Genomic DNA, 25,473 nt, shown 5'->3' with positions numbered 1-25,473 from the left:
CACAGTGCAAATATAGAGGTTTTATGTTATTCAGCATAATTTCAGCGAGAAAAATGCTTTATCTTAACATTGTTTAGCTAAAACATGCTCTACAACATAAAAAAAGAAAGGGACATCCGAAACCGGACATCCCCTCTCATCACCATACCTCTTATAATATTATTTACCGAAACGTTCTTTCAGTTTAGCGATCATGTCACGAGTCATTGTATCCAGATCGTAAGTAGGTTTCCAATCCCATTCTTCACGTGCACAAGTATCGTCCAGTGAATTAGGCCATGATTCAGCGATTGCCTGACGCAACGGATCGACCTTGTACTCCATCTGCAATTCAGGAATATATTTCTTGATGTTGTTTGCGATAATTTCCGGATCGAAGCTCATAGAAGCAATGTTGAATGAGTTACGATGTACCAAACGAGTCGGGTCAGCCTCCATGATCTGGATAGCAGCATGCAAAGCGTCCGGCATGTACATCATATCCATAAATGTACCGGCAGCAATCGGACATTCGAACTTTTCACCCTTTACAGCTGAATAATAAATATCCACGGCATAGTCAGTCGTACCACCACCCGGAGGAGTTACATAAGAAATCAATCCCGGGAAACGAACCGAACGGGTATCGACACCGAAACGGATGTTATAATAGTCGCTCAACAACTCACCGGAAACTTTAGTAACACCGTACATCGTACGCGGGTTACGGATCGTATCCTGCGGAGTTTTGTCTTTCGGAGTGTTGTTACCGAATACACCTATAGAACTCGGAGTAAATACGGCACAATGCATTTCGCGAGCCACTTCCAAAACGTTAAACAAACCACCCATACCGATCTTCCATGCCAACTGAGGCTTTGCTTCAGCTACGGCAGACAATAATGCAGCCAGGTTATAGATCGTGTCGATTTTATATTTGGACACTGTTTCAGCGATCTGCTGTTCATTTGTTATATCAACAAGTGCAGAAGGTCCTGATTCCAATAGTTCACCTTTGGGTTCCGCACCGGAAATATAACCTGCTACAATGTCACCATTGTAACGTTTTCTCAACTCCATGGTTAACTCTGAGCCGATCTGACCGGTAGAACCGATAATTAATACATTTTTCATTGCGTTTCTATTGTTCTTTTAAGTTTTTTCTGCGGCAAAGGTATAGAGAATAAAATTGTTCTTGCACGATTTTCTTGTGTTTTTTCATGCTAATATTCAAAAAAAAATATGACCTTTGCTTCATCAGTTGACAGTTGACTATTAACAGTTGACAGTTCTTTGTAACAAAAACGAACTAACTGTCACTTTCCACTTTCAACTGTTAACGAAATTGTCTACTTGATTCAAAAATACTAACAAAAAACAAAGTTATGTACGGTAAACTGAAAGATTTCCTTACACAGGAACTGGCTAACATCAAAGCAGCCGGATTGTACAAAAACGAGCGTATTATTACTACGCCTCAAAGAGCCGACATTAAAGTAAATGCCGGAAGTGATGTTTTAAACTTCTGTGCCAACAATTACCTTGGTCTGTCAGACAACCAACGTCTGATCAAAGCTGCAAAAGATGCTATGGATACTCACGGATACGGAATGTCGTCCGTTCGTTTCATCTGCGGAACACAGGATTTGCACAAACAACTGGAAGCTGCTATTTCCGATTATTTCAAAACGGAAGATACTATTCTGTATGCTGCTTGTTTCGATGCAAACGGAGGTTTGTTCGAACCGTTGTTCGGCGAAGAAGATGCTATCATCTCCGACTCACTGAACCACGCTTCTATCATCGACGGTGTACGTTTGTGTAAAGCAAAACGTTATCGTTATGCAAACGCCGATATGGCAGATCTGGAACGTTGTCTGCAGGAAGCTCAGGCTCAACGTCATCGCATCATTGCAACAGACGGCGTGTTCTCTATGGACGGCAATGTTGCTCCGATGGATAAGATCTGCGAACTGGCAGAAAAATACGATGCACTGGTAATGGTTGACGAATCTCACTCTGCCGGTGTTGTCGGTCCGACTGGCCACGGTGTGGCAGAACAATATAATGTATATGGAAAAGTAGACATCTTTACAGGTACATTAGGAAAAGCATTCGGTGGTGCAATGGGTGGTTTCACTACAGGTAAAAAAGAAATTATCGACATGCTTCGCCAGCGTTCACGTCCTTATCTGTTCTCTAACTCGGTAGCACCTGCTATTGTCGGAGCTAGTCTGGAAATGTTCAAGATGCTGAAAGAAAGCGATGCACTGCATACCAAACTGATGGGTAACGTGGCTTATTTCCGCGATAAGATGCTGGCTGCCGGCTTCGATATCAAACCGACTCAGTCTGCTATCTGCGCTGTTATGTTGTACGATGCTAAATTATCTCAGGATTTCGCTGCCAAGATGCAGGAAGAAGGAATCTATGTAACAGGATTCTACTATCCGGTAGTTCCGAAAGAACAGGCACGTATCCGTGTTCAGTTGTCTGCCGGACATGAAAAAGAACATTTGGACAAGGCGATCGCTGCATTTATCAAAGTTGGTAAAGAGTTGAACGTTATCAAATAATAAATAAAAAAAGAAGCGGGACATCAGATGTTACCGCTTCTTTTCTTTCTAAAACAATCTATTAACCTATAAATATACGCGTTTTCAATAATTATTATCTTCCTCGCCATCCACGAGGTTGTTCAGTTCAAACTCCAGACTTACCAGGTCTTTCTTCCACGAACTCAAAATATGGGAAGGAGTATCCTTCGAAGCTTTATCTATCTTTGCCTGAATATTGGAAACTTCCAACTCCAGCCTTTCTCGTCTGTTCATATCTCTTATTATTTATCGCCTGTTTAACAATCTCTCAACTATTAAACAACGGTGCGGAGCAATATGTTTATGATAACCCGGAAAGATTTCCTATCTTTGTGATCCAAAATAATCGACAATAATTTATGCAGCTTAGTAACTATCACAGTCATTGTACATTCTGTGACGGGCGTAGTACGCCTGAAGACTTTGTCAAGTTCGCTATATCCCATGGATTCCGGGCGTATGGATTTTCATCGCATTCACCCCTGCCCTTCGAAACATTCTGGAATATGTCGAAAGATGATATGCCCGAATATCTGACAGAAATAAACCGGTTGAAAGCTAAATATAGTGACCGGTTGGAAATATATACAGCTCTGGAGATCGACTATCTGGATGAAACTTATAATCCTTCCATCGCCTATTTCCAGGAGTTACCGTTGGATTACCGCATCGGCTCCATTCATTTTCTTCCTGTTTCGGAACATTTGAGTGAAGAGAATATGGTCTGCATCGACGGCTCTTTTACGGATTATAAAGCAGCCCTCGACCGATATTTCGATGGTGATATCCGTAAGTTGGTGACCCGCTATTTCGATTCGACCCTAAAGATGATCCAGGCAGGAGGAATCGATATTGTTGGGCATATGGATAAAATCTATATGAACGGACACAAATGCGAAAGCTTCTCTTTTGATGCGGACTGGTATCAGAAACCGTTCAGGGCTACTCTCGATCTGATCGCTGAAAAAGGATTGATGGTAGAAGTAAACACCAAGAACCTGGTTAAGAAACAGCAGATATTCCCCCGGAAAGAATACCTCGAATTACTGAAAGAGATGAATATCCCGGTAATGGTCAATTCTGATTGCCATTATCCCGATCTGGTGAATGACGGACGGGAAGAAGCATTTAATATACTAAAAGAACTCGGTTTCAAAACTACCCGCGAGCTGGTGAAAGGGAAATGGGAAGATATACCTGTTATTTCTGACTAATGGTTCAATAATTATAACTGAAAGTTCCCGACTATATACGACACCGATATTGACTATTTGTACAGAATAGACAAAGTAAAATCCTCTAACAAGTTTGCTGAAATTTATTCCAATAAACTTATTAGAGGATTTTATTTTATCGGGCAGAATTAGCTCAATCAGACAACGGATTCAAGTCATTCATTCTTTTATAAATATGTTGATTTTCCTTTGTAGACGGATTAAGCATAACAGGGATTGACAACTGATAAGTTTCAACCAATCGGTCTATTTGTTCTACTTTCACGGCATTCCGGTCAAACATGATATCAAAATCAAATACCATTTTACCCGGACAATCGACTAAAAAATTAACTACCCATACATTATTATATAGCATAGCATAAAGATCCTTATTTTCCGGAGCTGTTTTAATTCGCGAACAAAAATGATGTCCTCCGAAATTTATTAAAGGAGTTGAAACAGAAGACCAAATTCGACTTCCATCCTTTGCCCCATATTTAACCCAGTTGTCTGTAACGAAAAAGTCTTTACAGGAATTAGGCAAATGGTCTTCATAAGGGACAAAAGGTACTCCCCCATTTGTCGCTAACAATTGATCGGCTTCTTTGGGAAAAGGAAATCTAAGATAAAAGATTTCCGGATCTTCTGAAGAAATTCTGTCAAATACAAAATTAATGTGTATACGCGGAATTTCTTTAAATATCTCAGCCGTACGTACCATACCTTTTACCCTGGGGTGATTGAGCGGTTGAGAAATTAACCAACTATGAGGTGTTTCAGTTATAGTTGCTTTTCCCGCAGCCGAAGCCCAAAGCTCACTTGTTATGTCCTTTACCTTCGTACTTCTGGCACTATCATCCAAATGTATGTACTCACCTAACGACCAGCGGTTTGAATCTTTGATATCCAATGTCATAAAATCAGCCAGACCTTCTGTGAATAATGGTTGATTCATTCCTTTCCAAATAGCAGAAGTGATCCAGTTGTTTGCATCGAATGTTAGTACCGGCAGATCTGATACCGTTTTTTCTACAATAGACTCTTCCTTCTGTAAATGAAAATATTTATAACTTTCCGGCTGAAAATTTTCTATCCAGAAACGTGTACCCTTTTCATTATGCAAAGGAATAACCTGTCCCGTCTCCACTTCTTTCACTGATTTATAATCTATCCCTCTGAAGCCATATTCTTCAAGAACAACCCAACCAGTATAGGGTGTTTTGCCAGTATTAGCAACATATAAACCTCCATCCTTCAGAGAATAAGCAGTTCTTAACTGGCGGGCAAGAAGCCACTTGGCTCTCTCCAAAGGACGATATGCAAATGTTCCCTTTTCGTTTAACTGTCCCATATTAAATAAGCTGTATGGATTACCAGATGTCTCATTGGAGGCAAATGTATGTTCGTAATAACGGCATAACATACGATTGATCTCTTTAACTTCCTGGTTTACTCCATCTTTACTATTTCCCCATACAGGTGATTCGGCTGCTTTAACAAAAAGTTTTGCCTGTCGAGCCGCTTGAAGCTCCCTGGGAGATGCCGCCAGGCCAAAGGACCACCAGTCCTGCCATTCACCGGACAACGTTTCTATCTGATTGCCGGCTTCTTTCTCAATCCTCTCCATTGCATTTGCTGCTGTTGTCAGATTCAGATATGGCTTCAGTCCCAGTTCATTCCATTTTTTCACGAAAGGAAGCAATTCAGCTGTAGGCCCGTCATTATCCATCCTCCACTGGTTCGTGAAAGAAATCGTTATAAAATCATAGGAATATCCTTTTTTCCTTAATTCCTCAATACGCTCAATGCACCTTTTATTCGCTTTTCTCACAGAGGTCTCATCGGCATTCAGCATATCTCCCTGACGAGGCCATGAAAACTGGGTTTCATTAGCCTGGTGTTGTCCCATACGCCACTCCTTATCTGCAAAAAACACATATCCTTCCCAATAAGGATATCCGGCCCACACCAATAATTTCCGGTTATCCGGCATTTTCCACCAAAAGGCTGTAGGCAATTTAAACGGCGATCCTCCCCAATGTGGATTGATACCGGTCCAAATGTACCGGATACCTTTATCCAGCAACCGTTTTGCTGCCGCACGCGGAAAACCGTTTACATCATGTTGCATACCTATCTGTGGAGTTATGGCGCTATCCAGTTCCTTCGGGATCCAGTCAAACATCTCATCCCACAAATTACTATTGATAAACGGAGCAATATGGAAAGGCATGTTATTCACTGCTATCTGTCCGTTCTTTATCATTTTCAGCATATCCTTTCTGCGTGAGGCGGAAGCCTCTTTCCACCATAAATAGAAAGGATCCAGCGCTTCGGCTGTCCACGTAAAACGTTCTCCGGGTTTATTATGCTGACTTTCCAAAGCCAAATCCAATGCTACATCGAGATATCTTTTATGTAAATCCACCGCTATTACAGGATGATCTGTATACCCATAATCTGTATGAGTACAGTGTACTATATCTACGTACTTAATACCTAGGGTATCCCGCTTGTTGTCGGATATATCGCTTTTCAGAGTAGCCTGCGCACAAAATGCGCAGGACAACACTGATAATACAATCAAAACATGTTTCATGTAAATACAAATTAAAATATGAATTACTATTTTATATCCGTTGCCCCTTGGTTGGCAACCATAGGCCAACCCGGATTTTGATAAATAGGCGAGTTAGAAACATCACCTCCTCCGGCAGAAATCATAAAATGCTGCATTGCAATCGGATATAAATAATGAGCCATCGTCCATTTATACCCGTCAATTGCCAACGACTTCGAATTTATCTCATAAGGTCTCAGATATTTGCTTAACTCAGGAGAAGACACATTCGCATTGGCCAAATCGCGTCCATAGATCAATTGACTAGTACCATTCTTGTCTTTATACCAGTCTTGCATGGTGCCCCATAATTTAAAACCCTCTATATGGTAAGGAGTGGTCATCATCTGATCCATTGCTCTCCATCTTTTCAAATCCATAAAGCGTAAAGCTTCAGCCATTAACTCACACCGACGTTCACGGCGGATATTATATAATGTAGCATCGATCAGAGATCCGGCGGAATAAGCTCCCCAGTCGTTTTTAGCTTCTTCCGCCATATTAGTTGCCGCAATTGTCAAATTATAATCTTCGTTTACATTTGCCCGGCGACGGATTGCCTTCCAATAGGCCGATGCCGTATTATCGATCGATCCGGTCTTTTCATAACAAGCTTCAATATAATTCAAATAAGCTTCTACTCCCCTAAAAGTAATAGAACCGGTAAAACCACCTCCGTTTACACATTGAGCCTGATCGAAACTACCCCCTTTTCTCAAACTATAGCCTGTAGAATAAGTTCCTTCAGCCGATGGTTTCAATATTTCAGGATAAGGTTCAATAGGTATGGCGAAATCGCCTTCACTGGATTCATAAAGGATATTTTTCTGACCCGGTTCTTTTAAGAATAATGTCAACCGGTCGTCTCTATCCTTACGTACATCGAATATTGTTTCATCTCCCGCATATCCCGAACCGGAAACATATACAGGTAATCCGTTATTCATCAAAAAGCCATCAACCATTCCACGTGTCAATCCAATGCCATAGTTTCCATGTTGTGCATCTACCGGAACATTATGTGTGACTCCCAGCCCTTTATTATATTGCCGCCAGAGGAGCACCTCGCTGTAACCTGACATGTCTACATCGCTAAACATCTCTACGTAAGGGTTTATCGGGTCGGTAACGCTTTGTTGCAAAATTCCATTATTAGAAACCAGTTGAACATTGTCAGCCACAAGTTTTGCCGATTCCATTGCAATACTCAAAAAATAATCTATCTCCGCATCGATATCGCCCGACTGAAAAGTATAAGACGCATTATACTCTTTCTCTTTTCCCGGCCATCCCGGTCCATTAGGAACAAACGCCGTATTTTTAAAATACTTCAACCAAGTACCTTCATAAAGGGCAACTCTTGATTTAAAAAGCAATGCGACTTCTTTAGATATCCTGTTTTTATTTTTATCCGGATTATTAGCCATTAATACAATGGCAGAATCCAGGTCTGAAATAATAAAACGGGCAACTTCCGTATGAGGAGCACGTTTACTGGCCTCTACCAAAGGCTCCATCTGATCAGGAAGCACATCCCGGATAATCGGATAATCACCAAACAATTGCATTCTTTTAAAATATTCGTGAGCCCGCAGGAAATAAATTTCACCAATATAATGGTTGATATACTCTTTATTCCCTGTTATTTCTCCGGATTTCCATTTAGGTAATACATTTCCCAGAAAATAGTTACAGCTATATATCACACTGAAGTTCCAGTTATTGGCATCATTCTGCTCTACCTTCCATTGTCCCGGAACATACTTGTTATCGTATGTCTTACTTGCCATATTATCAGTATTCCTATCTTCCCCGAAAGAGCCATATCCTCCACTATGAGAAGGAAGAACCGTCGGATACAAGCCATTGGCATAAGCTGCTAACTGGGATTCTTCCGTCAGATACTTTTCTGGCGTCACCAAAGATAAAGGAGACTGATCCAGATAATCATTACAAGACGCTAGAGTGGTTGTCAATACAATAGAGAAGACAGACCTTATTATATTATTTATTTGTTTCATGGTTTTCTACAAATTACAAATTAACACTCAGACCCAAAGAGATGGTTTTAGATAACGGATACACACTACCACTGTAACTATCTCCATTCTTCCAACCTCCATCAATTGTTTCAGGGTCAAATATTTTACTCATCCGGGTTCCGGTCCAAAGATTCTCTCCCGATATATAAAAACGTAGTTTACTTATATGAATCCTCTCTGTTAACGAGTTAGGCAATGTATAGCCAATTTGTAGATTCTTTAAACGAATATAAGAGGCATGTTGCAAATAGCGAGTTTGAGTTTGCAGATTCTTCCCATTACCAAAATTAGGTCTGGGATAATACGAATCCAAATTTTGACCTAATGGATGATCTGCGCTCAAACGAAAATAATCTTCATGCTGAACAAACCCTGTAGATGCCCACTGATTACCAGTAGCCCCCCAGAAGAAATAACTACCCTGGAAATAATCACGTTTCATTATTCCCTGGAAAAATGCTCTGAAGTCAAAACCTTTCCAGTCAGCATTCAGATCGATACCAAATTGATAACGAGGGGTCGAGTTTCCTATCTTTTTCAAATCACCATGACTATTCAGGGTATTTGCTCCGTTATCTATTTTGCCGTCTCCATTAATATCGGCAAACATTATATCGCCAGCCTCCCATTTATTACCCAATGCATCTTGTCCTCCGTTTGGAAGTGAAGCCAGGTAAGTGTCCATTTCTTCCTGCGATTTTGCGATACCGAGAGTTGTATATCCCCATATCTCTCCCATCATTTGTCCGGTACGATACGTATCCAATCTTCCGGTTGTATTCGGATAACGGGTAATCTTTGTCTGAGAATCAGATAATATGAACTTCAGTCCATATCCGAGTCCATTTTTTAAACGGTCTGTCCATGCGATTTCAAAATCAAAACCATAGGTTCTTAAGTCTGTATTATTCGCTTTCGGGACAGCCGTACCTAAACTGACCGGTAGCTCAGGAGCCGGACCAACCATATCCAAAGTATTTCTAGTGTAATAATCAAAAGAAGATGTCAGGCGGTTGTTGAATGCACCGATATCCAAACCTATATTCCACGACTTCACTCTTTCCCAGGTTAATAAAGAACTGATAAGTCCCGGAGCCAATGCAGTATTAGGCTTAGCACCGTTAATCAGCCAACTGCCATTATTTGCCTTTACATCCATAATCTGATAAGTAGGATACCACGAACTCGTATTTTGATTTCCCAATTCGCCATAAGAGCCTCTCAGCTTCAATGTCCCCACATAGTCAGCCAAAGTTTCCCAGAACTGCTCACGAGCGATATTCCATCCCAACGAGAATGAAGGGAATAAATTCCAACGCTGTTCCTGTCGGTAACGGGAAGTTCCATCATACCTTAAATTTACTTCTGCCAGATATTTTCCATTAAAATCATAATTGATACGACCAAAGAAACCTGCAGTTGTCCAACGTTGATATTCGCCATTCACAGCAGGTGTCACCATACCTCCGTTACTATCAGTTCCTGTTGTCAGGTCTACTGACGGTAAAGATGGGATAATGATGCCGTCCCGTTGTAATCCGAAAGCCGACTTCCTCATCATTTCAGACTGAAAACCGAACATTCCTTTAAAATTATGTCCCGATGCTAGGGAATGGCTATACTCTGTATAGGCATTTATATTCATGTAGTTTTCTTTCAGCTGATCCTCATGCACATTCGATGCTGTCTGATACAAATAAGGTTCACCGTTCACATCATGATTAAACAATTGCTGACTATCCCAATGACGATTAGCTGATTTAATTCGGTAATTAAAATCAACATACGTTTTCCAGTTCTTTATCGGTTCAATTGTCAATTGTCCTTGTTGGTAAAGATAATCGGTCTGAGTCCGATCCCGTCCGCCATCACGCAATCCTAAAGCCGGTGAAGGAGTAGAATAAAGATATCCGTTGGGGTCATATAAAACCAGGGTAGGCCATCCCTGACGGGCTACATCCGAAAAGAAGGTCTCGGTCAAAGCTGAAGGACGTCCGAAATCCTCACGTATAAAACGATTACTATAATTCAGAGTAACCCAGTCATTTAACTTAATATTCATTTTAGCAGTTGCAGAATACCGATCATAGGTGTCCTGATTAAATACCATCAAGCCGTTTTGATCCAAATAGTTAAGCGAAGCATAATAATTAATACGTTCACTACCGCCATTTACACTAAAATTATGCTCCTGCGAAAAAGTCCAGTCTCTATATAAGGCTTTATACCAATCCACATTATCATTACCATCAGAATATCCATCAGCCCAATACTGAGGATTTGTAGGACGGGGAATAGTAGAATTGGTTATTTTACCCTGCTGATAATCAAGAATACGCTGAAGGTGATCCGGAGAGAATTGCGGTTGTTGCCCATTGTTGGTACATGCATCATTAAAATAAAGAGCAAATGTATACGAATCCATCATCTCTGGAAGCATTGTCGGTTGATTCCAACGGAAACTATTGTTATAGTTAATTACAGGTTTACCGGTTTTACCCGTTTTTGTCGTTACCAAAATAACACCGAACGGGGCACGCGAACCATAAACTGAAGAAGCAGCAGCATCCTTCAAGACGGATATATTCTCTATATCCTGAGGATTGATAGCATTAATATCCCCTTCCATCCCATCGATAAGGATAAGAGGTCCTCCCGTTGAACCATCTCCAATAGTAGCCGTTCCACGAATATTTATACTGGCCCTGTTCTCCAATCCTCCATTATTCTGTACGATCTGTAAACCGGGAACCATTCCTTGCAATGCCTGGGCGGCAGTCATTACAGGCCGTGCTTCCAAAGCTTCTGCATTTACCGTACCAACAGCACCTGTCAAGTTCACTTTTTTCTGAGTACCAAACCCGATAACTACCACTTCATCCAGCTTTTGTGTATCTTCATCCAGCATTATTGAAAAAGTACGTCGTGAACCAACTGGAACCTGCTGCTTGGAGTAACCGATATAAGAAACAATTAATACGGCATCTTGACCAGGTACCTTTAAATTAAAATGCCCATCCATATCGGTTACAGTTCCGCTGTTCGATCCTTGAATGACAATACTTACTCCAATCAGAGGTTCTCCTTTACTGTCAGTTACCATACCTGAGATTTCCGAATCTTGCTGATGTACGACAGGAGATGCCTTGGGCATAATAACAATCCTGTTATTATCCAGAATCTTATAAGTTACCGGGGAACTTGAAAACAAAAAATTGAGAATATCTTCCATCTTCTTGTCTTTCACATTTAGAGAGACCTTTCTCTCTAAATCAAGAAACTGATCATTATAAAAAAAACGGAATTCACTCTGACTCTCTAACTTATCAAACATTTCTTTCACTGTGATATCCACATAGTTCACAGTAAATTTCGTATTCTGCGAATATACAGAGGCCGAAACACCCATAATAAATATCAAATTGAACACTAGAAATAACTTCATTATGCGCAATTGTTTTTTTTGTTCAATGCTTTTCATATATTTGTAATAGTTTTAAGTTTGACTTACCGGCTTATGACTAGTACTCCGGAAGTCAGATTCATAAATTAAATTTGGGGTGTGAAAGGTCTGCCAACCTTTCATGCCCACTTTTTTTCACATTCATGCATTCCCCATAGGCAGTCCTCCTTCATTTTATTGTTTAATTAATTTCTCAAACTTCTCCTGTTGTTTCAGGTTCATCTTTATAATCACTTGTCCATTATCCATAGAATAGTCAATAGGAGATGTTAGTTTCACCATATCCAAAACTTCTTCAAGAGTTTCATCTACAATTGTTCCGCTAAATGTATGTTGTTGCAATTTATCTGCCGGATAAGTAATAGTTACGTGGTACCGGCTTTCCAGCATTTTAAAGAAATTCCCCAATGGTTCTTTTCTTATAGTCCATCGGGATTCTTTCCAGGTAGTATATTGAGCTGAAGGAGCATTCTCTACCGTAAAGTGATTCTCCCCTTTCAGATAAGAAGCAACCTGGTTGGGAGTCAATGTGACTGAAGTGACCTCTTTTCCATCGACAGAGTGAGCCGTTAACAACACGGATCCCTCCTCCAATGCTGTTTCCACTTTATTATCTTCGGGATACGACCTGACATTAAACATAGTTCCTAAAGCCTGAACTGTGATTCCGGAAGTATGAACAATAAAAGGCAATTCCCTATTTTTTGCCACAACGAAATAAGCTTCCCCTTCCAGTTGAATATCACGTTCGCTTACACCATAATTCTTTGAATACCGGACATTCGATCCGGAGTTAAGCCATATACGCGTACTGTCAGGCAATGTTATATAGGCTTTGGATTTATCGGGAGTCGACATTTCGACCAGCATTGTAACATCGGAGGTATCTTTTTCCCAATAACCTTTACTGATAATACCTAACGAAAATGCCAGAATTAGCATCGCTGCTATTCGCAGCCAGGGTTTCAGGCGGATAATAAAAAATACCGGAGTTTTCTTCTTTACAGAAATTGCTTGCAACACATTCGTCCAGGCCTCATTGGCATCAAAATCCGGTTTATCTTTCAAAATGGAGGATACTTGCCAGATTTCACTTATTTCTTTCACCAGATTCCGATGCTCCGGAGCTTCCTTCATCCAACGCTCTAAATGGTCTCTGTCCTTTCCAGAAAGAGTTCCTGACAGATAGTCGATCAATAGCTGTTTGATGTGATCCGGTATATTAGTTTTATCTTCCATGTCTATTCTATATGATGCGCACATATTTGTTGTGCTCTATATAGAATGACACACATTTTTTATTCCGGTTTACAAACCGGATGGATTATTTTTACAAAAAAGGATGAATTATTAAAATAAGATATGGAAAATAGTCTGACAGCTCCTTTCTCAATTTAGTTAAAGACCTAAATATTTGCGACTTAACAGTGCCCACCGATAAGTTAAGTTTTTTAGCAATTTCTTCATTCGAATAGTTTTCAATTCTACTAAGAATAAATATTTCACGGCATTGGGGAGGAAGAGTATCTACTACTTTTTTTATTTTTTCATCCAACTCCCCCACCAGAAGAAGATCCATAGGGTAATCGTCGGAAACTGGATGATATGATGCATTTTCATCAGAGAGTATAATATCCAAATCAGAAGAAATCATTTCTGTCTTCTTCTTTTCCCTCTGTAAATAATTGATGCAATGATTACGAACGCTTTTGTATAAATATCCATCCAGGGATATCTCTATTCTTAAATCAGTACGTTTCTCCCATAAATTGATAAACACATCATTCACAATGAGTTTTACCTGTTCCGCATCATGAATATAACCATTAGCGTAAATACATAAACGATTATAATAAGTCTTGAATACAATTTCGAAAGATTTAATATCCCCCGATCGAATTGATTCAATCATATAAGAAGCAAGTTTATCCATTCGCTCAATTAAATTTATAAGGTAACAAACGATCTCTTGAGTATAAAAAAGTAAACAAACTTACACAATACTTTCTTTATACCAAAAGTGACACCAGATTATAATCGCGGCATCACTTTTGAAACTATTGAAACTTATGGCAAAACAAAAACGAATATTATTCTTTCTTTTTTCTCTTATACAAGAAAGAATTCCAACGCTCCTCCGCATGATCTTGTTTGAACATCTCATACCGTGCCATCGTAAAGAGTAGATCGGACAAGCGATTGGTAAATTGAAGGATATTCTCTTCGACGGGATCTTGCCTGTTCAACGTCCACAAACGACGTTCGGCACGACGGACAATCGTACGGGCCAGTTGCAGATGGGCGGAGATCAATGTTCCTCCCGGAAGGATGAAAAATCCGTTATCTTCCATCTGCGCGGTCAGGGTATCGATCTGCTGTTCGCAGAAAGACACCAGGTCTTCCGAAAGACTGTTCGGATTCTTATCACGGATAACCGACGGGGTCGCTACACGCGACATAACTACCATCAGTTCCCGCTGTATCTTACCCAAGACATCCTGCCATTCATGTTCAGGAGGCAATAAAGCCCGCACGATACCGATTTGTGCATTCACTTCATCCAATGTACCGTTCGCTTCGATACGGATATCGTCTTTGTCTACCCGTTCGCCGCCGTGGATACCGGTACGACCTTTATCTCCTCCTCTGGTATAAATTCTCATATTACTTCTTCGTTGTATCTTTCTTTTCTTCTTTTTCTTCCGGATGGATGATTCCTTTTACAGTATCACCGATAGGCAATTTATCCAATACGCCCAGACTCGGAGCCACTGTTTTAACTAACTGATTCAGGAAATTACCGGTTGTACCCTGACCACCGTCAAAGACAGTAATATCACCCAGCTGCATATGTTCGAATGCTTTCACCTGCTCACCAGCTATTTCTTTCCACTGATCCACCATCTTATACTGAATAGCGATAGCCGGATTCGATTCGGCAGCCTCAACCATCGCCTTGAAACCATCGGCTTCAGCAAGCAAGGATTTCTTTTTACCTTCAGCTTCGGCTTCCAGTTTCATCTGGATAGCTCTTGCTTCGGCTTCGGCCTGTGCCAATGTTGCCTTTGCTTTCGCTTCAGCTTCACGAATCATCTTTTCGGCAACAGCTTCAGCTTGCAGGATCGCTTCCTGACGGGCAATCTCGGCCGGTACGATCTTTTGTGCTTTCAGGGCAGATTCTACCTTTTTGGCTTTCGCTTCTTCCACTTCACGTTGTGCAATTTCGCGGGCAGCCTGTACAGAGGCTTCCGATTTGGCTGCTGCTTCACCGGCCTGTTTATTGGCTTCCGCCTGAGTTACGGCAAGTTCGGCATCCGACTTCGCCACTTCCTTGTTTGCTTCGTTTCGTCCTACGGCAGCTTTTCTTCCGGCATCGGCTTTCTTGATTTCCATATCGGAATTCAATTCAGCCACGCGGCTTTCCTTATCAGTGTTCGCTCTTTCGATATTGATATTCTTATCGGCTTCGGCACGGGCAACCTGCGATTCCTTTTCTGCATTGGCTACGGCAACCTGTGCGATACGCTCCTTATCGGCATTAGCCACAGAAATTTCCTGTTGTTTCTTGGTTTCAGCAATCGCAATATCCTGATCTTTGCGCGTCTCGGCAACAGTAGTTTCACGTTCACGAATCTGGTTGGCAATCTTGATGGCACCCAGCTTTTCCTGTTCTTCGATATTTGCCTGGGCTTCGTTCAAAGCCTTGCTTTCCGCTTCTTTACCGAGGTTGACGATATAGTTGGCGGCATCACGGATATCACTGATGTTGATGTTCATCAGGTAAAGACCGAATTTGCGCAGCTCCGTATCGATATTGTCGCGTACCTTAGACAGGAATTTATCACGGTCGGAGTTCAGTTCCTCGATTGTCATGTCGGCGATAACCAGACGCATCTGACCGTACACGACATCGGTAATAAGGTTCTGTTTATCTTCCGGTTGCAACCCCAACAGACGTTCGGCTGCATTCTGCATCACTTCGGGGTCGGTACTGATCGCCACCGTAATGGTTGTCGGAACATCCACACGGATATTTTGGGCAGACAAGGCTCCGGTCAGTTTGCAGTCTATCTGAAGAGGTTTCATGGAAAGGAACTCATACCCCTGAATGATAGGCCAAACGAAAGCGGCCCCACCATGATAAAGTTTAGCGGATTTCTCACCGGATGTCTTACCATACACTACCAGCACTTCATCACTCTTACATTTACGATACCGGGATAATATTCCGATAAAAGAAAGGATGATAACCACTACCAGAATGGCTACCATAATTAACATTTCCTGTGTCATAACTTAATCCTTGAGTTTGTTATTGTATATAAATTGTTCCTGATTCTACTTTGCAGATAATCGTACGATCTCCTGTCTGATACTTTTTTCCTTCCAGAGAACGGACTTCCACCTCACGCAAGGCTCCATTCTGAGCTACCTGCACGAAATAGCGAACACCGTCTTGTGCATAAATCGAACATTCACGACCGACAAGGGCTTCCGTCTTCTCCGGTTTATTCTCTTTCTGAAGCTGATAGGCTTTTTTATAAAGGAACCATAAGACGAAAACGAAAGCCAATCCGATCAGTATACCGATCAGGAAAGTCGATATGGATGTACTTTTAGCAATATACATATACCAACCGAAGCCGATACAAAAATGAGTAAAACCTTTGAATGATACGGCACTACTAAGATCTGCATCGATATCCGTATCTGTATCCAGGTCACCGAAAAAGATAGACATGATAAACTGTATCAGAAATATAGCTGAAGCAACTATTGCGATACCGAGAAAAATAGTATTGACCATGGTATGAATTATTAGTGTTCACGAAAATAAGGATTATTTCGATAAAACCGGCATATATAATAAAAATATGTATGTTTGCAGTAAATTATTAAGACTACCTTATGCAAACAATCATAGAAACAGTACAACAGGCACTCATTGAAAACATAGACGAAAAGACTCGTGACAATGCCCAGAACTTCTTCAAGGAAAATATCCTGTATCATGGTGTAAAGGTTCCTCTTGTCAACAAGATCAGTAAAGAACTTTTCACGTCGATCAAAGAACTTCCTAAGAACGAAATCTTTTCTTTATGTGAAGCACTGTGGGAATCCGGTTATTCGGAGGAATCATACATTGCATGTAACTGGTCTTACTATATTCATACACAATACCAACCGGAAGACTTTACCGTATTTGAGAAATGGGTAAACTCGTATGTCAACAATTGGGCATCCTGCGACACATTATGCAATCATACGGTCGGGACATTCCTTGAAATGTATCCGGACTATATATCCCGGTTGAAAGAATGGGCACGGTCGGATAACCGCTGGACCAAACGTGCGGCTGCCGTTACCCTGATTATTCCTGCCAGGAAAGGGATGTTCCTGCAAGATATTTTCGAGATCGCAGATATTCTTCTTTACGACCCGGACGATCTGGTACAAAAAGGATATGGCTGGATGCTGAAAGCTGCCAGCGAAGCTCATCAGGAAGAGGTATTCGATTATGTGATGTCGAAAAAAGCAACTATGCCCCGTACCTCATTAAGATATGCCATCGAGAAGATGCCCAAAGAACTGAAAGTACAGGCTATGGCTAAATAAGTCCGTTCAAATAGTCTATAAACCATTTATTATTCGTATTGTCACCCCAATACAGGTGTGTATAACCTGCCAGCACGTTCTTATACCTGTAAAGTGGAGTATCGACAGAGACTCCTTTTGCCGTTTGCGCGGTAGCAACTGATGCAAGATGTTCTTCGCAGGGCAAGACACAGGAATAATGAAATTCATGTCCTTTCATTGTATAGTCTTTATAATGTAAGGTACGATATCCCAGGCGAAGCTTCATCTGTTCCATAGTAGCCGACTGATTGAACAGGCCAACCATCGGGTAAATAGTTCCTTCTATCGATCTTATCTCATTACATAAATACATCATTCCGCCACATTCCGCCAACAGCCTCCCTCCTGCTTCCACATATTGTCGGATTGACCGGAGCATTGGCTGGTTGGAAGACAACTCAGATAAATATAATTCAGGATATCCTCCGGGTAAATAGACAAAATCAGACGCCGGCAATGTCGTATCTTTCAGAGGACTGAAAAAGGTAACCTTACCTAATCGATGCAACAACCGGATATTCTCTTCATAAGCAAAATTGAAAGCGGCATCCCTGGCAATCGATATTCTTAAGGAAGGCGGTGTATTTTCTCCTGATTGAGTAAGAAGATGGGAGGTCGAGGCATCAGACTGATAAGCCGTCAGCTCCAAAAGCCGGTCTATATCGACATGCTTTTCCACCAAATCTGCTACACGATCGGCAAACGTATCGAAACAAAATGCCTCATCTAATGATAGACCTAAATGACGGCTGGGAATCTCTACATCCGCTTGTTTAGGGAGATATCCTAACGCTTCCACCCCGGCATCGAGACATGCTTGCTTCAGAAAAGAATAATGATTCTCCGAAGCGACAAAATTGAAAACCGCACCAACCAGATTAAGTTCTTTATGGAAGTTTTTGAATCCATATAATAATGGAGCGACAGAGTAAGCCGTACTCTTTGCATTGACAATCAGTATGACCGGAATACCCAACAGACCTGCTATTTCAGCACTACTGCCTTTCATTCCGTCGTATCCGTCAAAAAGCCCCATCACTCCTTCGGTCACTGCATAATCGGCTTCGGAAGTATAATGCCGATACAGTTCCTTTATATGTTGCTCCGACATCATGAAACTATCCAGATTTACAGAAGGGAAGCCGGCGGCCATCTTATGGTGGCGTGTATCGATATAATCCGGTCCGCATTTAAAGGGTCTGACTACCTCTCCCCGGTTCTTCAATGCCCGAAGTAGTCCGAGTGTAAATGTTGTCTTCCCACTTCCCGAAGAAGCGGCTCCTATTAAAAGGTGCGATTTCATGATCTATAAGATGTTCATCAATAATAATGGAAAGGTTTTATGCTAAGCGAACGATTCTGCCACTAGGATGGCAGAGTCCTGCCACCGTAATGGCAATGTTCTGCCATCCTAGTGGCAGACATTTGCCATCACGGTGGCAAAACAGAATCAACAGCACGAAACACGTGCTTCTTATAAGTTCAATCAGTATTAATACTGCTCTTTTTCGTTCGGGAAATCCTGTGTCTTCACATCCTCGATGTAAGCCTGTACGGCACGAGTGATCTCTTCGCCGATATTAGCATATCTACGAAGGAAGCGCGGAGAGAATCCCATGTTGATACCCAGCATATCATGCATAACCAAAACCTGGCCGTCTACACCTCCACCGGCACCGATACCAATAATAGGAATAGTCAGCTCAGAAGCGACACGTGCTGCCAACTCTGCCGGAATCTTTTCCAACACGATGGCAAAACAGCCGATCTCTTCCAAAAGGTGAGCATCGTCAATCAGCTTCTGTGCTTCAGCTTCTTCACGGGCACGAACTGTATAAGTACCGAATTTATTGATAGACTGCGGAGTCAAACCCAAATGTCCCATTATAGGTATACCTGCACAAAGGATGCGTTCAATAGATTCTCTTATTTCACTTCCTCCCTCCAGTTTAATACAATCGGCATGTGTTTCCTTCATGACACGGATAGCGGAAGCCAAAGCCTCTTTCGAATTACCCTGATAGGTACCGAAAGGCAGGTCTACTACTACCAACGCACGATTAACGGCTTTCATAACAGATTTACCATGATAAATCATTTGGTCCAGTGTTATAGGAAGCGTTGTTACATTTCCGGCCATCACATTCGATGCAGAATCGCCGACCAGGATAACATCCATACCTGCCTGATCGATCAGTTTAGCCATTGAATAATCGTAAGCTGTCAACATGGATATTTTTTCTCCACGTTGTTTCATTTCCATCAGGCGATGTGTAGTCACCTTTCTTGTATCATCTAAATCCCTCTTTGCAACTGACATAATGCTTTTTTGTTAATTGTTACGGCGGCAAAGTTAAGGATATTCTGTAATAAGCAAGACAAACAATAAAATATTTATGTCGTACAACATATGTTTATTTTTGTTTATCTTTGCGCCCGTTTACATTTAACGTTTAAAATACAAGCAAAGATGAAAAAGTTGATTTTTACTTTGGTGGTTGCATTTATGGCAATCGTCAGTGCTGATGCACAGGTTTATGTAGGTGGTTCTTTCAATCTGACTCACGACAAGAACGCAGATGTCACCAATTTTACTATCGCCCCTGAAGTCGGTTATAACCTGAACAAGACCTGGGCTATCGCTGCAGAAATCGGTTATACTCATTTCAAGAATGGCGAGTTAAAGGCTAACGCATTCAATTTTGCTCCTTATGCACGTTTCTCTTTCTTTGAAAAAGGTATTGTCCGTTTATTCGTGGATGGTGGTGTAGGTGTTTCTACTTATAAAAAAGAAAGCAACGACAGTGTCAACGGCTTTGAAATCGGTATTAAGCCGGGTATCGCTCTTGAGATATGCAAGAACCTTACATTCGTTACTAAATACGGATTTGCAGGTTACCGCGATGATTACAAATATGGCAACAGTACATCCGGTATCAGCTTGAGTTCTGAAGACCTGACATTCGGTTTCCACTATGAATTTTAATCGATCAAGATAACTACGGAAGATGTGCCAAAATAAATAAACCAGACGCAGATATCGTCTTTTTGGCACATCCTCCTTCTTCCCTCCCCCTACTTCTTCAAAAAATATCCGATTGCCCGAAATATATCATTATATTTGCATCTGCTGAAATATAAGTATACTATGGACAACAGGAAAATCGCTTCAGACTTACTATTCAGAAAAGCTGAAGAAACAGATATCGAACGTATCTGGGTTATTATCGGACAAGCAAAAGAACAAATGCGCCGGCTCAACAGCCATCAATGGGACGAAAGCTATCCGGCTCTCGAAACGATCAGTCAAGACATTAAGACCGGCAACGGTTATGTCTTCTGCAAAGGAAATAAAGTGGTTGCATACGGTGTTATCTCTTTTGACGGAGAACCTGTATATAAAGATATCGATGGAAAATGGACGAATGAATTACCTTATATGATTGTCCATCGTTTGGCTGTTGCCGATGAAATGAAACATCAAGGAATAGCTAAACGTTTTATGCTGGAAGCCGAAGAGGTCAGTCGTCAGAAAGGAATCTATAACTTTCGCGTCGACACAAATTACGACAATGAATATATGCTTCACCTGATCGATTCGCTGGGATTCCAATATACAGGAGAAGTTCGTTACAGAGGCAATAATATAAGGAAAGCATTCGAGAAATGTATTTATCCTCATGTCTCGTCTTTCGGTGTTCCGGGTTATACCATCCGTGAAGCTATTTACGAAGATGCCGGAATCATTTTCGATGCAATAGATAAAAATCGTGACGACTTACGGACCTGGCTACCTTTTGTCGATGGCCTGAAAAGTGTTGGCGATGAACAAGCCTTCCTTTCATCTTCGTTACAGGTTCCGTATGAAGAACGGGATATCGTCTATATGATTGAGAAAGGGAAAAGTATTTGCGGACTGATCGGTTTTCATTTCTCAGACCGTGCCAACCATCGTACGGAAATAGGTTATTGGCTACTTCCTGAATACAGAGGAAAAGGTCTTGTTACCAGGGCCGTACATCATTTATGCCTGTTAGCTCTCTGTGAAAAAGGATTCAATCGTATTCAAATAAGATGTGCCATAGGCAATACAGCCAGCAATGCCATTCCCCAACGCTTAGGATTCAAACAAGAAGGAACGGAACGCGACGGTGAACTTTTAATAAACGGTGAATACACAGATATTAATGTATATAGCCTTTTGAAAAAGGATATTGCAGAATAAATAATCAAAAACAGAGATATTCAATTTATTTATGGAACAAGAACTTCAATTAAACGAGCACAACAAGGCCGAGTATCCACCTATGCACACGGCCGAACATATTCTTAACCAGACGATGGTCCGAATGTTCGGTTGTCCCCGTTCCAGGAACGCCCATATAGAAAGAAAAAAGAGCAAGTGCGATTATGAATTGTCAGAAGCGCCTACTGCTGAAATGATGGCAGAAGTAGAACGACGGATAAACGAAGTGATAGATCAACATCTACCTGTAACAGTCGACTTTATCCCGAAATCGGAAGCCGGTGCCATTGTCGATCTCAGCAAATTACCGGAAGATGCCAGCGAGACACTACGTATCGTTCGTGTTGGAGATTACGATACTTGTGCATGCATTGGCGCCCACGTCGGCAATACCTCCGAAATTGGACGGTTCAAACTGCTTAACTATGATTATGCAGACGGAAGATTACGCCTGCGCTTTAAGCTGGAAGCCGTATAACCAAAAGGTAGATATACAATGAATAAAGAAAGGCTCTCATCCCTACATCGGATAAGAGCCTTTTCTAATTTATCAAATTACCGGGAACGAACTTCTCTCCTCATAAAAGATACATATGATAAAGCGAAACAAACAACCGTCGCCGCAATCAGCCCGGTCAATTGCGGCCAGACAACCATCAGGCTCTGTCCTAAAGGCAACGGACTGGGAATAGCTCCATGAACCTGTTCCATAGTCAACGGCCCCAAACTTCTGACAGAAGGCATCAGCAATGTGGTCGTTGCGTCACTGAACAACTGGCTCGGTGCGAAACGTAACAGATTAAGCATAAAGCGCTGGTAACTGATTATCTGATAATCGCTGGCAAATCCGGAAGGACTGAGTGCTTTTCCTATCAGATTAATGATCATATTATAAAAAACACTGAAAAACAACCAAATTGCCACACAAGCCAATGCAGAAGTCGCCGCCTGACGGAATTGTATGGAAAAGAATATCGACAAATTCAGCCAAAAGGCCACGTAGAAGATACTGACAATAATAAAGAACACCATCCTCAGAAACTCTTCTGCCGTTGGCGGAATACCGATAGCAATCAACCCAAAACCCATCACCAAAAAGCCTAACGAAAACAGCATAATCGCTATCACGATCAAAGCTCCCACAAACTTCGCATTGATCAGATAATCCCGATGAATCGGTTGTGACAGGATACGACTAAGCGTACCCCTGTTTTGCTCCGAATTGATCGCATCGAATCCGAGGGCGATTCCTAACAATGGCCCTAAAAAGCTGATAAATACGACAAAGGAGGGCAACGTCCCATCTGATACGGTAAACAGCTTCAGAAACAAGAATGCATTATCCGGATCATTCGGTTTAATAGAAGCACCGATATTAGTAAGGGCAGTGTACAACGCCCCCATACAAGTCAACGCAATTATGACGATCAGAATGATAAACCGCCAACTTCTCACATGGTCGGAGACTTCCTTGTTTACAATTACCCAAAAAGGATGATATATTCTATTCATGATCTTTACCTCCTTCGAAATAACGATTATAAATATGTTCGAGCGCATGTTCTTCTTTTTGCAACTCGGCCAGCCTGATATCAGCCAGTAGTTTACCACCGCTAAATAACCCGACCCGGTTGCAAACCTGCTGAACCTGATCCAAATGATGGGAAGAGAATAAGACCGTCAAACCGTCCTCATGGCTCAACTGATGAATTAAATCCATAAATTCGCGTACACCGGACGGATCTATTCCCGATGTCGGTTCATCCAAAATAATTACTTCCGGCTCTTTTATCAACACATCCGCCAGTCCCAGACGCTGACGCATACCCCGGGAATATTTCCCGGCTTTCTTCTTTCCTTCATTAGTCAAGCCCACCCTGTCTAGTAGCTGCTCCGCTTTCTGTATCGCTTCGCTTTTAGGAATACCATTCAACTGAGCCGTGTAAACCAGGTTCTCTATTCCGGTCATATCATCATAAAAACCTACGTCTTCGGGTAGGTAACCGACTTTCCTTTTTACCTCTATCGGGTGGGTAGTCGAATCTATACCACAGACCTTTACTGACCCGGAAGTAGGTTCGGTCAGTCCGAGCATCATCAGGATAGTTGTTGATTTACCGGCACCATTAGGGCCAAGCAAACCAAATATATCACCTTTCTCAACAGTGAGATTCAAATCGTTCACTGCCGTAAAACCTCCGTACTTCTTTGTCAAGCCGGTTAGTTCGATAACATGCTGGCACATGGCTTACCTCCTTCCGTATTTGCGGAACAGATAATACACACCACCTAATACTACCACTATAATAAATACACCGACCCATCCCCAAACCATCGGGGTCTTTACGGAGATACGGAAATCTGCAGTAGCATTAACTTCCGGCGTCTTTGCTTCCATTTTTGTAACATAATCGCCCGGAAGCGCCTTTTTGGAAGCCTTTACGATAGCCACCACATTTGTGCTCTGTCCTGCCCCCAGTTTTACGACCTTGGCAGGATCGAAAGAGACTTCCCAGTCTACCGGTTTGCTTGCTGAAAATGTTACATCTTTCAACTCACCGGAACCGTTATTTTTTACTACCAGATCTATCCGCTTGGTATCGCCAGCCGTTATATCCGAACTAAGCAATCCCCTCGGTGTCGTCAGTTCCATTTCATAGGAACCGGTGATGACTACTTCCAGTTCCAGATCGGCAGAAGTAGAACCAGTCGATGCATGAACGGGGATTTTATAAGTTCCTGCTGCTACATTTGCCGGCGGATTGACATCGATCGTTATATTTTGAGTCGCGTTCGGTTCTACCTGTGCAGATGTCGCCTGCTTATAATTAGGCTTAAACACCACATTCCAACCTCTTTCCACTTCAGCCGTCAGGGCATAAAGTTGTTGTTCCGCAGTACGATTCTTGATCGTTGCATTAAAGGTAAAAGTAGATTTGGAATTACCTTCCATATTTGGCTGGGTAGTTGTGAAGTCTGTCTGATAAGTTCCCTGCTTGGAAACGGTAATAGTAAGCGGAAGTTTTGCCATGCCATCAGCCGAAACCGTAAAATTATAAGTTCCCTTATTCACTTTCACCGGCACTTCCACCTTCAGGGAAAAATTCTTCTTCTCATCCGGAAGGACCGAAAGCTGGCTGATCGAATATCCCCCGGACTTTACTTCATAACTCCATCCCCGAGGCATTCCCTCGACAGAGATAGTTGCGTTTTTCACTTCGTCACTTTTGTTAATGACGTCAATACTGTAATCGATCGACTCCCCCGGCGGAACCGCTATCTTTGTGTAGGGAGTGTACAACATCACGCTCTTTTCAGAATCATCAGCGTGGACTTTACTACAAGGGATTATCCCCAATAACAGTACAAATAATAGGTTTAAACAGTTAATTTGCATTTTCATAATGATTTTTATAGAGTATACAAAAATGATTACTTATTAGCCGGAGGCAAATATATAGACAGAGAGTATTAGATACTTTTAAAAGAATTAAAAAAAAACTATCGTACAAGCATTTCCTTTCCTAATCCGTTAAAGCTCTGTTATGGATGCGATAACAAACGAACCTTTCCTATACATTATATATAGACAACCCTAAAAGAAGCCATTTGTATGCTAAACAGACCGAATTATTCTGCAAATGTAACATTGAAATAAAATATTTTTGTGTA

At 41.5% G+C, this 25,473-nt stretch carries 21 protein-coding genes; 6 read left to right on the top strand and 15 right to left on the bottom strand.

All coding sequences use genetic code 11. The features are described from left to right. Positions 1–159: 159 nt before the first annotated feature. Complete coding sequence (locus tag P3L47_RS15100) at positions 160–1,113, bottom strand: NAD-dependent epimerase/dehydratase family protein (protein ID WP_122352562.1); 954 nt, start codon at positions 1,111–1,113, stop codon at positions 160–162. 251 nt (positions 1,114–1,364) lie between these two features. Between P3L47_RS15100 and kbl the strand changes: the two genes are divergently transcribed. After that, on the top strand, positions 1,365–2,555 hold the full coding sequence (gene kbl, locus P3L47_RS15095) for a glycine C-acetyltransferase (RefSeq protein ID WP_277781332.1): 1,191 nt from the start codon (positions 1,365–1,367) through the stop codon (positions 2,553–2,555). Positions 2,556–2,639: 84 nt separating this feature from the next. On the opposite strand, the gene P3L47_RS15090 is transcribed toward kbl, so the two are convergent. Beyond that, a complete protein-coding gene (locus P3L47_RS15090) occupies positions 2,640–2,810 on the bottom strand; it encodes a hypothetical protein (protein ID WP_199715755.1) in 171 nt (56 codons plus the stop codon). Between the two features lie 125 nt (positions 2,811–2,935). On the opposite strand from P3L47_RS15090, the gene P3L47_RS15085 reads away from it, so the two are divergent. Next, complete coding sequence (locus tag P3L47_RS15085) at positions 2,936–3,790, top strand: histidinol-phosphatase (protein ID WP_277781331.1); 855 nt, start codon at positions 2,936–2,938, stop codon at positions 3,788–3,790. A 154-nt stretch (positions 3,791–3,944) separates the two neighbouring features. On the opposite strand, the gene P3L47_RS15080 is transcribed toward P3L47_RS15085, so the two are convergent. From P3L47_RS15080 to P3L47_RS15045, 8 genes are all read right to left on the bottom strand, one after another. Next, a complete protein-coding gene (locus tag P3L47_RS15080) occupies positions 3,945–6,392 on the bottom strand; it encodes a glycoside hydrolase family 38 N-terminal domain-containing protein (RefSeq protein ID WP_277781330.1) in 2,448 nt (815 codons plus the stop codon). 26 nt (positions 6,393–6,418) lie between these two features. Continuing rightward, positions 6,419–8,434, bottom strand: coding sequence for a RagB/SusD family nutrient uptake outer membrane protein (locus tag P3L47_RS15075; RefSeq protein ID WP_277781329.1), 2,016 nt, complete (start codon positions 8,432–8,434; stop codon positions 6,419–6,421). Positions 8,435–8,447: 13 nt separating this feature from the next. After that, positions 8,448–11,900: a TonB-dependent receptor gene (locus P3L47_RS15070; protein ID WP_277781328.1), complete on the bottom strand. Its 3,453-nt coding sequence runs from the start codon at positions 11,898–11,900 to the stop codon at positions 8,448–8,450. Between the two features lie 192 nt (positions 11,901–12,092). Next, positions 12,093–13,157: a FecR family protein gene (locus tag P3L47_RS15065; RefSeq protein WP_277781327.1), complete on the bottom strand. Its 1,065-nt coding sequence runs from the start codon at positions 13,155–13,157 to the stop codon at positions 12,093–12,095. A gap of 91 nt (positions 13,158–13,248) precedes the next feature. After that, positions 13,249–13,851: an RNA polymerase sigma-70 factor gene (locus P3L47_RS15060; RefSeq protein WP_277781326.1), complete on the bottom strand. Its 603-nt coding sequence runs from the start codon at positions 13,849–13,851 to the stop codon at positions 13,249–13,251. A 157-nt stretch (positions 13,852–14,008) separates the two neighbouring features. Continuing rightward, complete coding sequence (locus P3L47_RS15055) at positions 14,009–14,581, bottom strand: cob(I)yrinic acid a,c-diamide adenosyltransferase (protein WP_277781325.1); 573 nt, start codon at positions 14,579–14,581, stop codon at positions 14,009–14,011. A 1-nt stretch (position 14,582) separates the two neighbouring features. Continuing rightward, the gene (locus tag P3L47_RS15050) at positions 14,583–16,211 is read right to left on the bottom strand and encodes a flotillin family protein (protein WP_277781324.1); all 1,629 of its coding nucleotides are present in this window, start codon (positions 16,209–16,211) and stop codon (positions 14,583–14,585) included. Between the two features lie 19 nt (positions 16,212–16,230). Further along, a complete protein-coding gene (locus P3L47_RS15045) occupies positions 16,231–16,725 on the bottom strand; it encodes a hypothetical protein (RefSeq protein WP_122363001.1) in 495 nt (164 codons plus the stop codon). A gap of 101 nt (positions 16,726–16,826) precedes the next feature. On the opposite strand from P3L47_RS15045, the gene P3L47_RS15040 reads away from it, so the two are divergent. Further along, positions 16,827–17,534 (top strand): DNA alkylation repair protein, encoded by a 708-nt coding sequence (locus tag P3L47_RS15040; protein ID WP_277781323.1) that lies wholly within the window; start codon positions 16,827–16,829, stop codon positions 17,532–17,534. Here the strand turns inward: P3L47_RS15040 and P3L47_RS15035 are convergent. Then, positions 17,527–18,858, bottom strand: a complete 1,332-nt coding sequence (locus tag P3L47_RS15035) for a cobyrinic acid a,c-diamide synthase CobB (RefSeq protein ID WP_277781322.1) — start codon at positions 18,856–18,858, stop codon at positions 17,527–17,529. The two genes, P3L47_RS15040 and P3L47_RS15035, sit on opposite strands and share 8 nt — an antisense overlap. 189 nt (positions 18,859–19,047) lie before the next feature. Then, positions 19,048–19,875: a 3-methyl-2-oxobutanoate hydroxymethyltransferase gene (gene panB, locus P3L47_RS15030; protein WP_075557868.1), complete on the bottom strand. Its 828-nt coding sequence runs from the start codon at positions 19,873–19,875 to the stop codon at positions 19,048–19,050. A 150-nt stretch (positions 19,876–20,025) separates the two neighbouring features. Here panB and P3L47_RS15025 point away from each other — a divergent pair, with 150 nt between their 5' ends. The 3 genes from P3L47_RS15025 to P3L47_RS15015 all read left to right on the top strand — a co-directional run bounded on the left by P3L47_RS15025 (position 20,026) and on the right by P3L47_RS15015 (position 22,279). Next, positions 20,026–20,541, top strand: coding sequence for an outer membrane beta-barrel protein (locus tag P3L47_RS15025; RefSeq protein WP_075560016.1), 516 nt, complete (start codon positions 20,026–20,028; stop codon positions 20,539–20,541). Positions 20,542–20,703: 162 nt separating this feature from the next. After that, positions 20,704–21,780, top strand: a complete 1,077-nt coding sequence (locus tag P3L47_RS15020; RefSeq protein ID WP_277781321.1) for a GNAT family N-acetyltransferase — start codon at positions 20,704–20,706, stop codon at positions 21,778–21,780. 31 nt (positions 21,781–21,811) lie between these two features. After that, positions 21,812–22,279 carry an alanyl-tRNA editing protein gene (locus P3L47_RS15015; RefSeq protein ID WP_277781320.1) on the top strand — a complete coding sequence of 156 codons (468 nt, stop codon included), beginning with the start codon at positions 21,812–21,814 and terminating at the stop codon, positions 22,277–22,279. A 77-nt stretch (positions 22,280–22,356) separates the two neighbouring features. On the opposite strand, the gene P3L47_RS15010 is transcribed toward P3L47_RS15015, so the two are convergent. The 3 genes from P3L47_RS15010 to P3L47_RS15000 are packed head-to-tail and all read right to left on the bottom strand — an operon-like array spanning position 22,357 to position 25,204. Next, on the bottom strand, positions 22,357–23,313 hold the full coding sequence (locus tag P3L47_RS15010; protein WP_277781319.1) for an ABC transporter permease: 957 nt from the start codon (positions 23,311–23,313) through the stop codon (positions 22,357–22,359). Continuing rightward, a complete protein-coding gene (locus tag P3L47_RS15005) occupies positions 23,306–24,046 on the bottom strand; it encodes an ABC transporter ATP-binding protein (RefSeq protein ID WP_075557871.1) in 741 nt (246 codons plus the stop codon). The genes P3L47_RS15010 and P3L47_RS15005 overlap by 8 nt, the downstream gene beginning before the upstream one ends. 3 nt (positions 24,047–24,049) lie before the next feature. After that, entirely contained in the window at positions 24,050–25,204 is a 1,155-nt protein-coding gene (locus tag P3L47_RS15000; protein ID WP_075557872.1) for a COG1470 family protein, read from the bottom strand. Positions 25,205–25,473: the final 269 nt, after the last annotated feature.

Origin of the sequence: Parabacteroides chongii (assembly GCF_029581355.1) — a bacterium.
GTDB lineage: Bacteria > Bacteroidota > Bacteroidia > Bacteroidales > Tannerellaceae > Parabacteroides > Parabacteroides chongii.
This window is presented reverse-complemented; position numbering and strand designations above follow the sequence as displayed.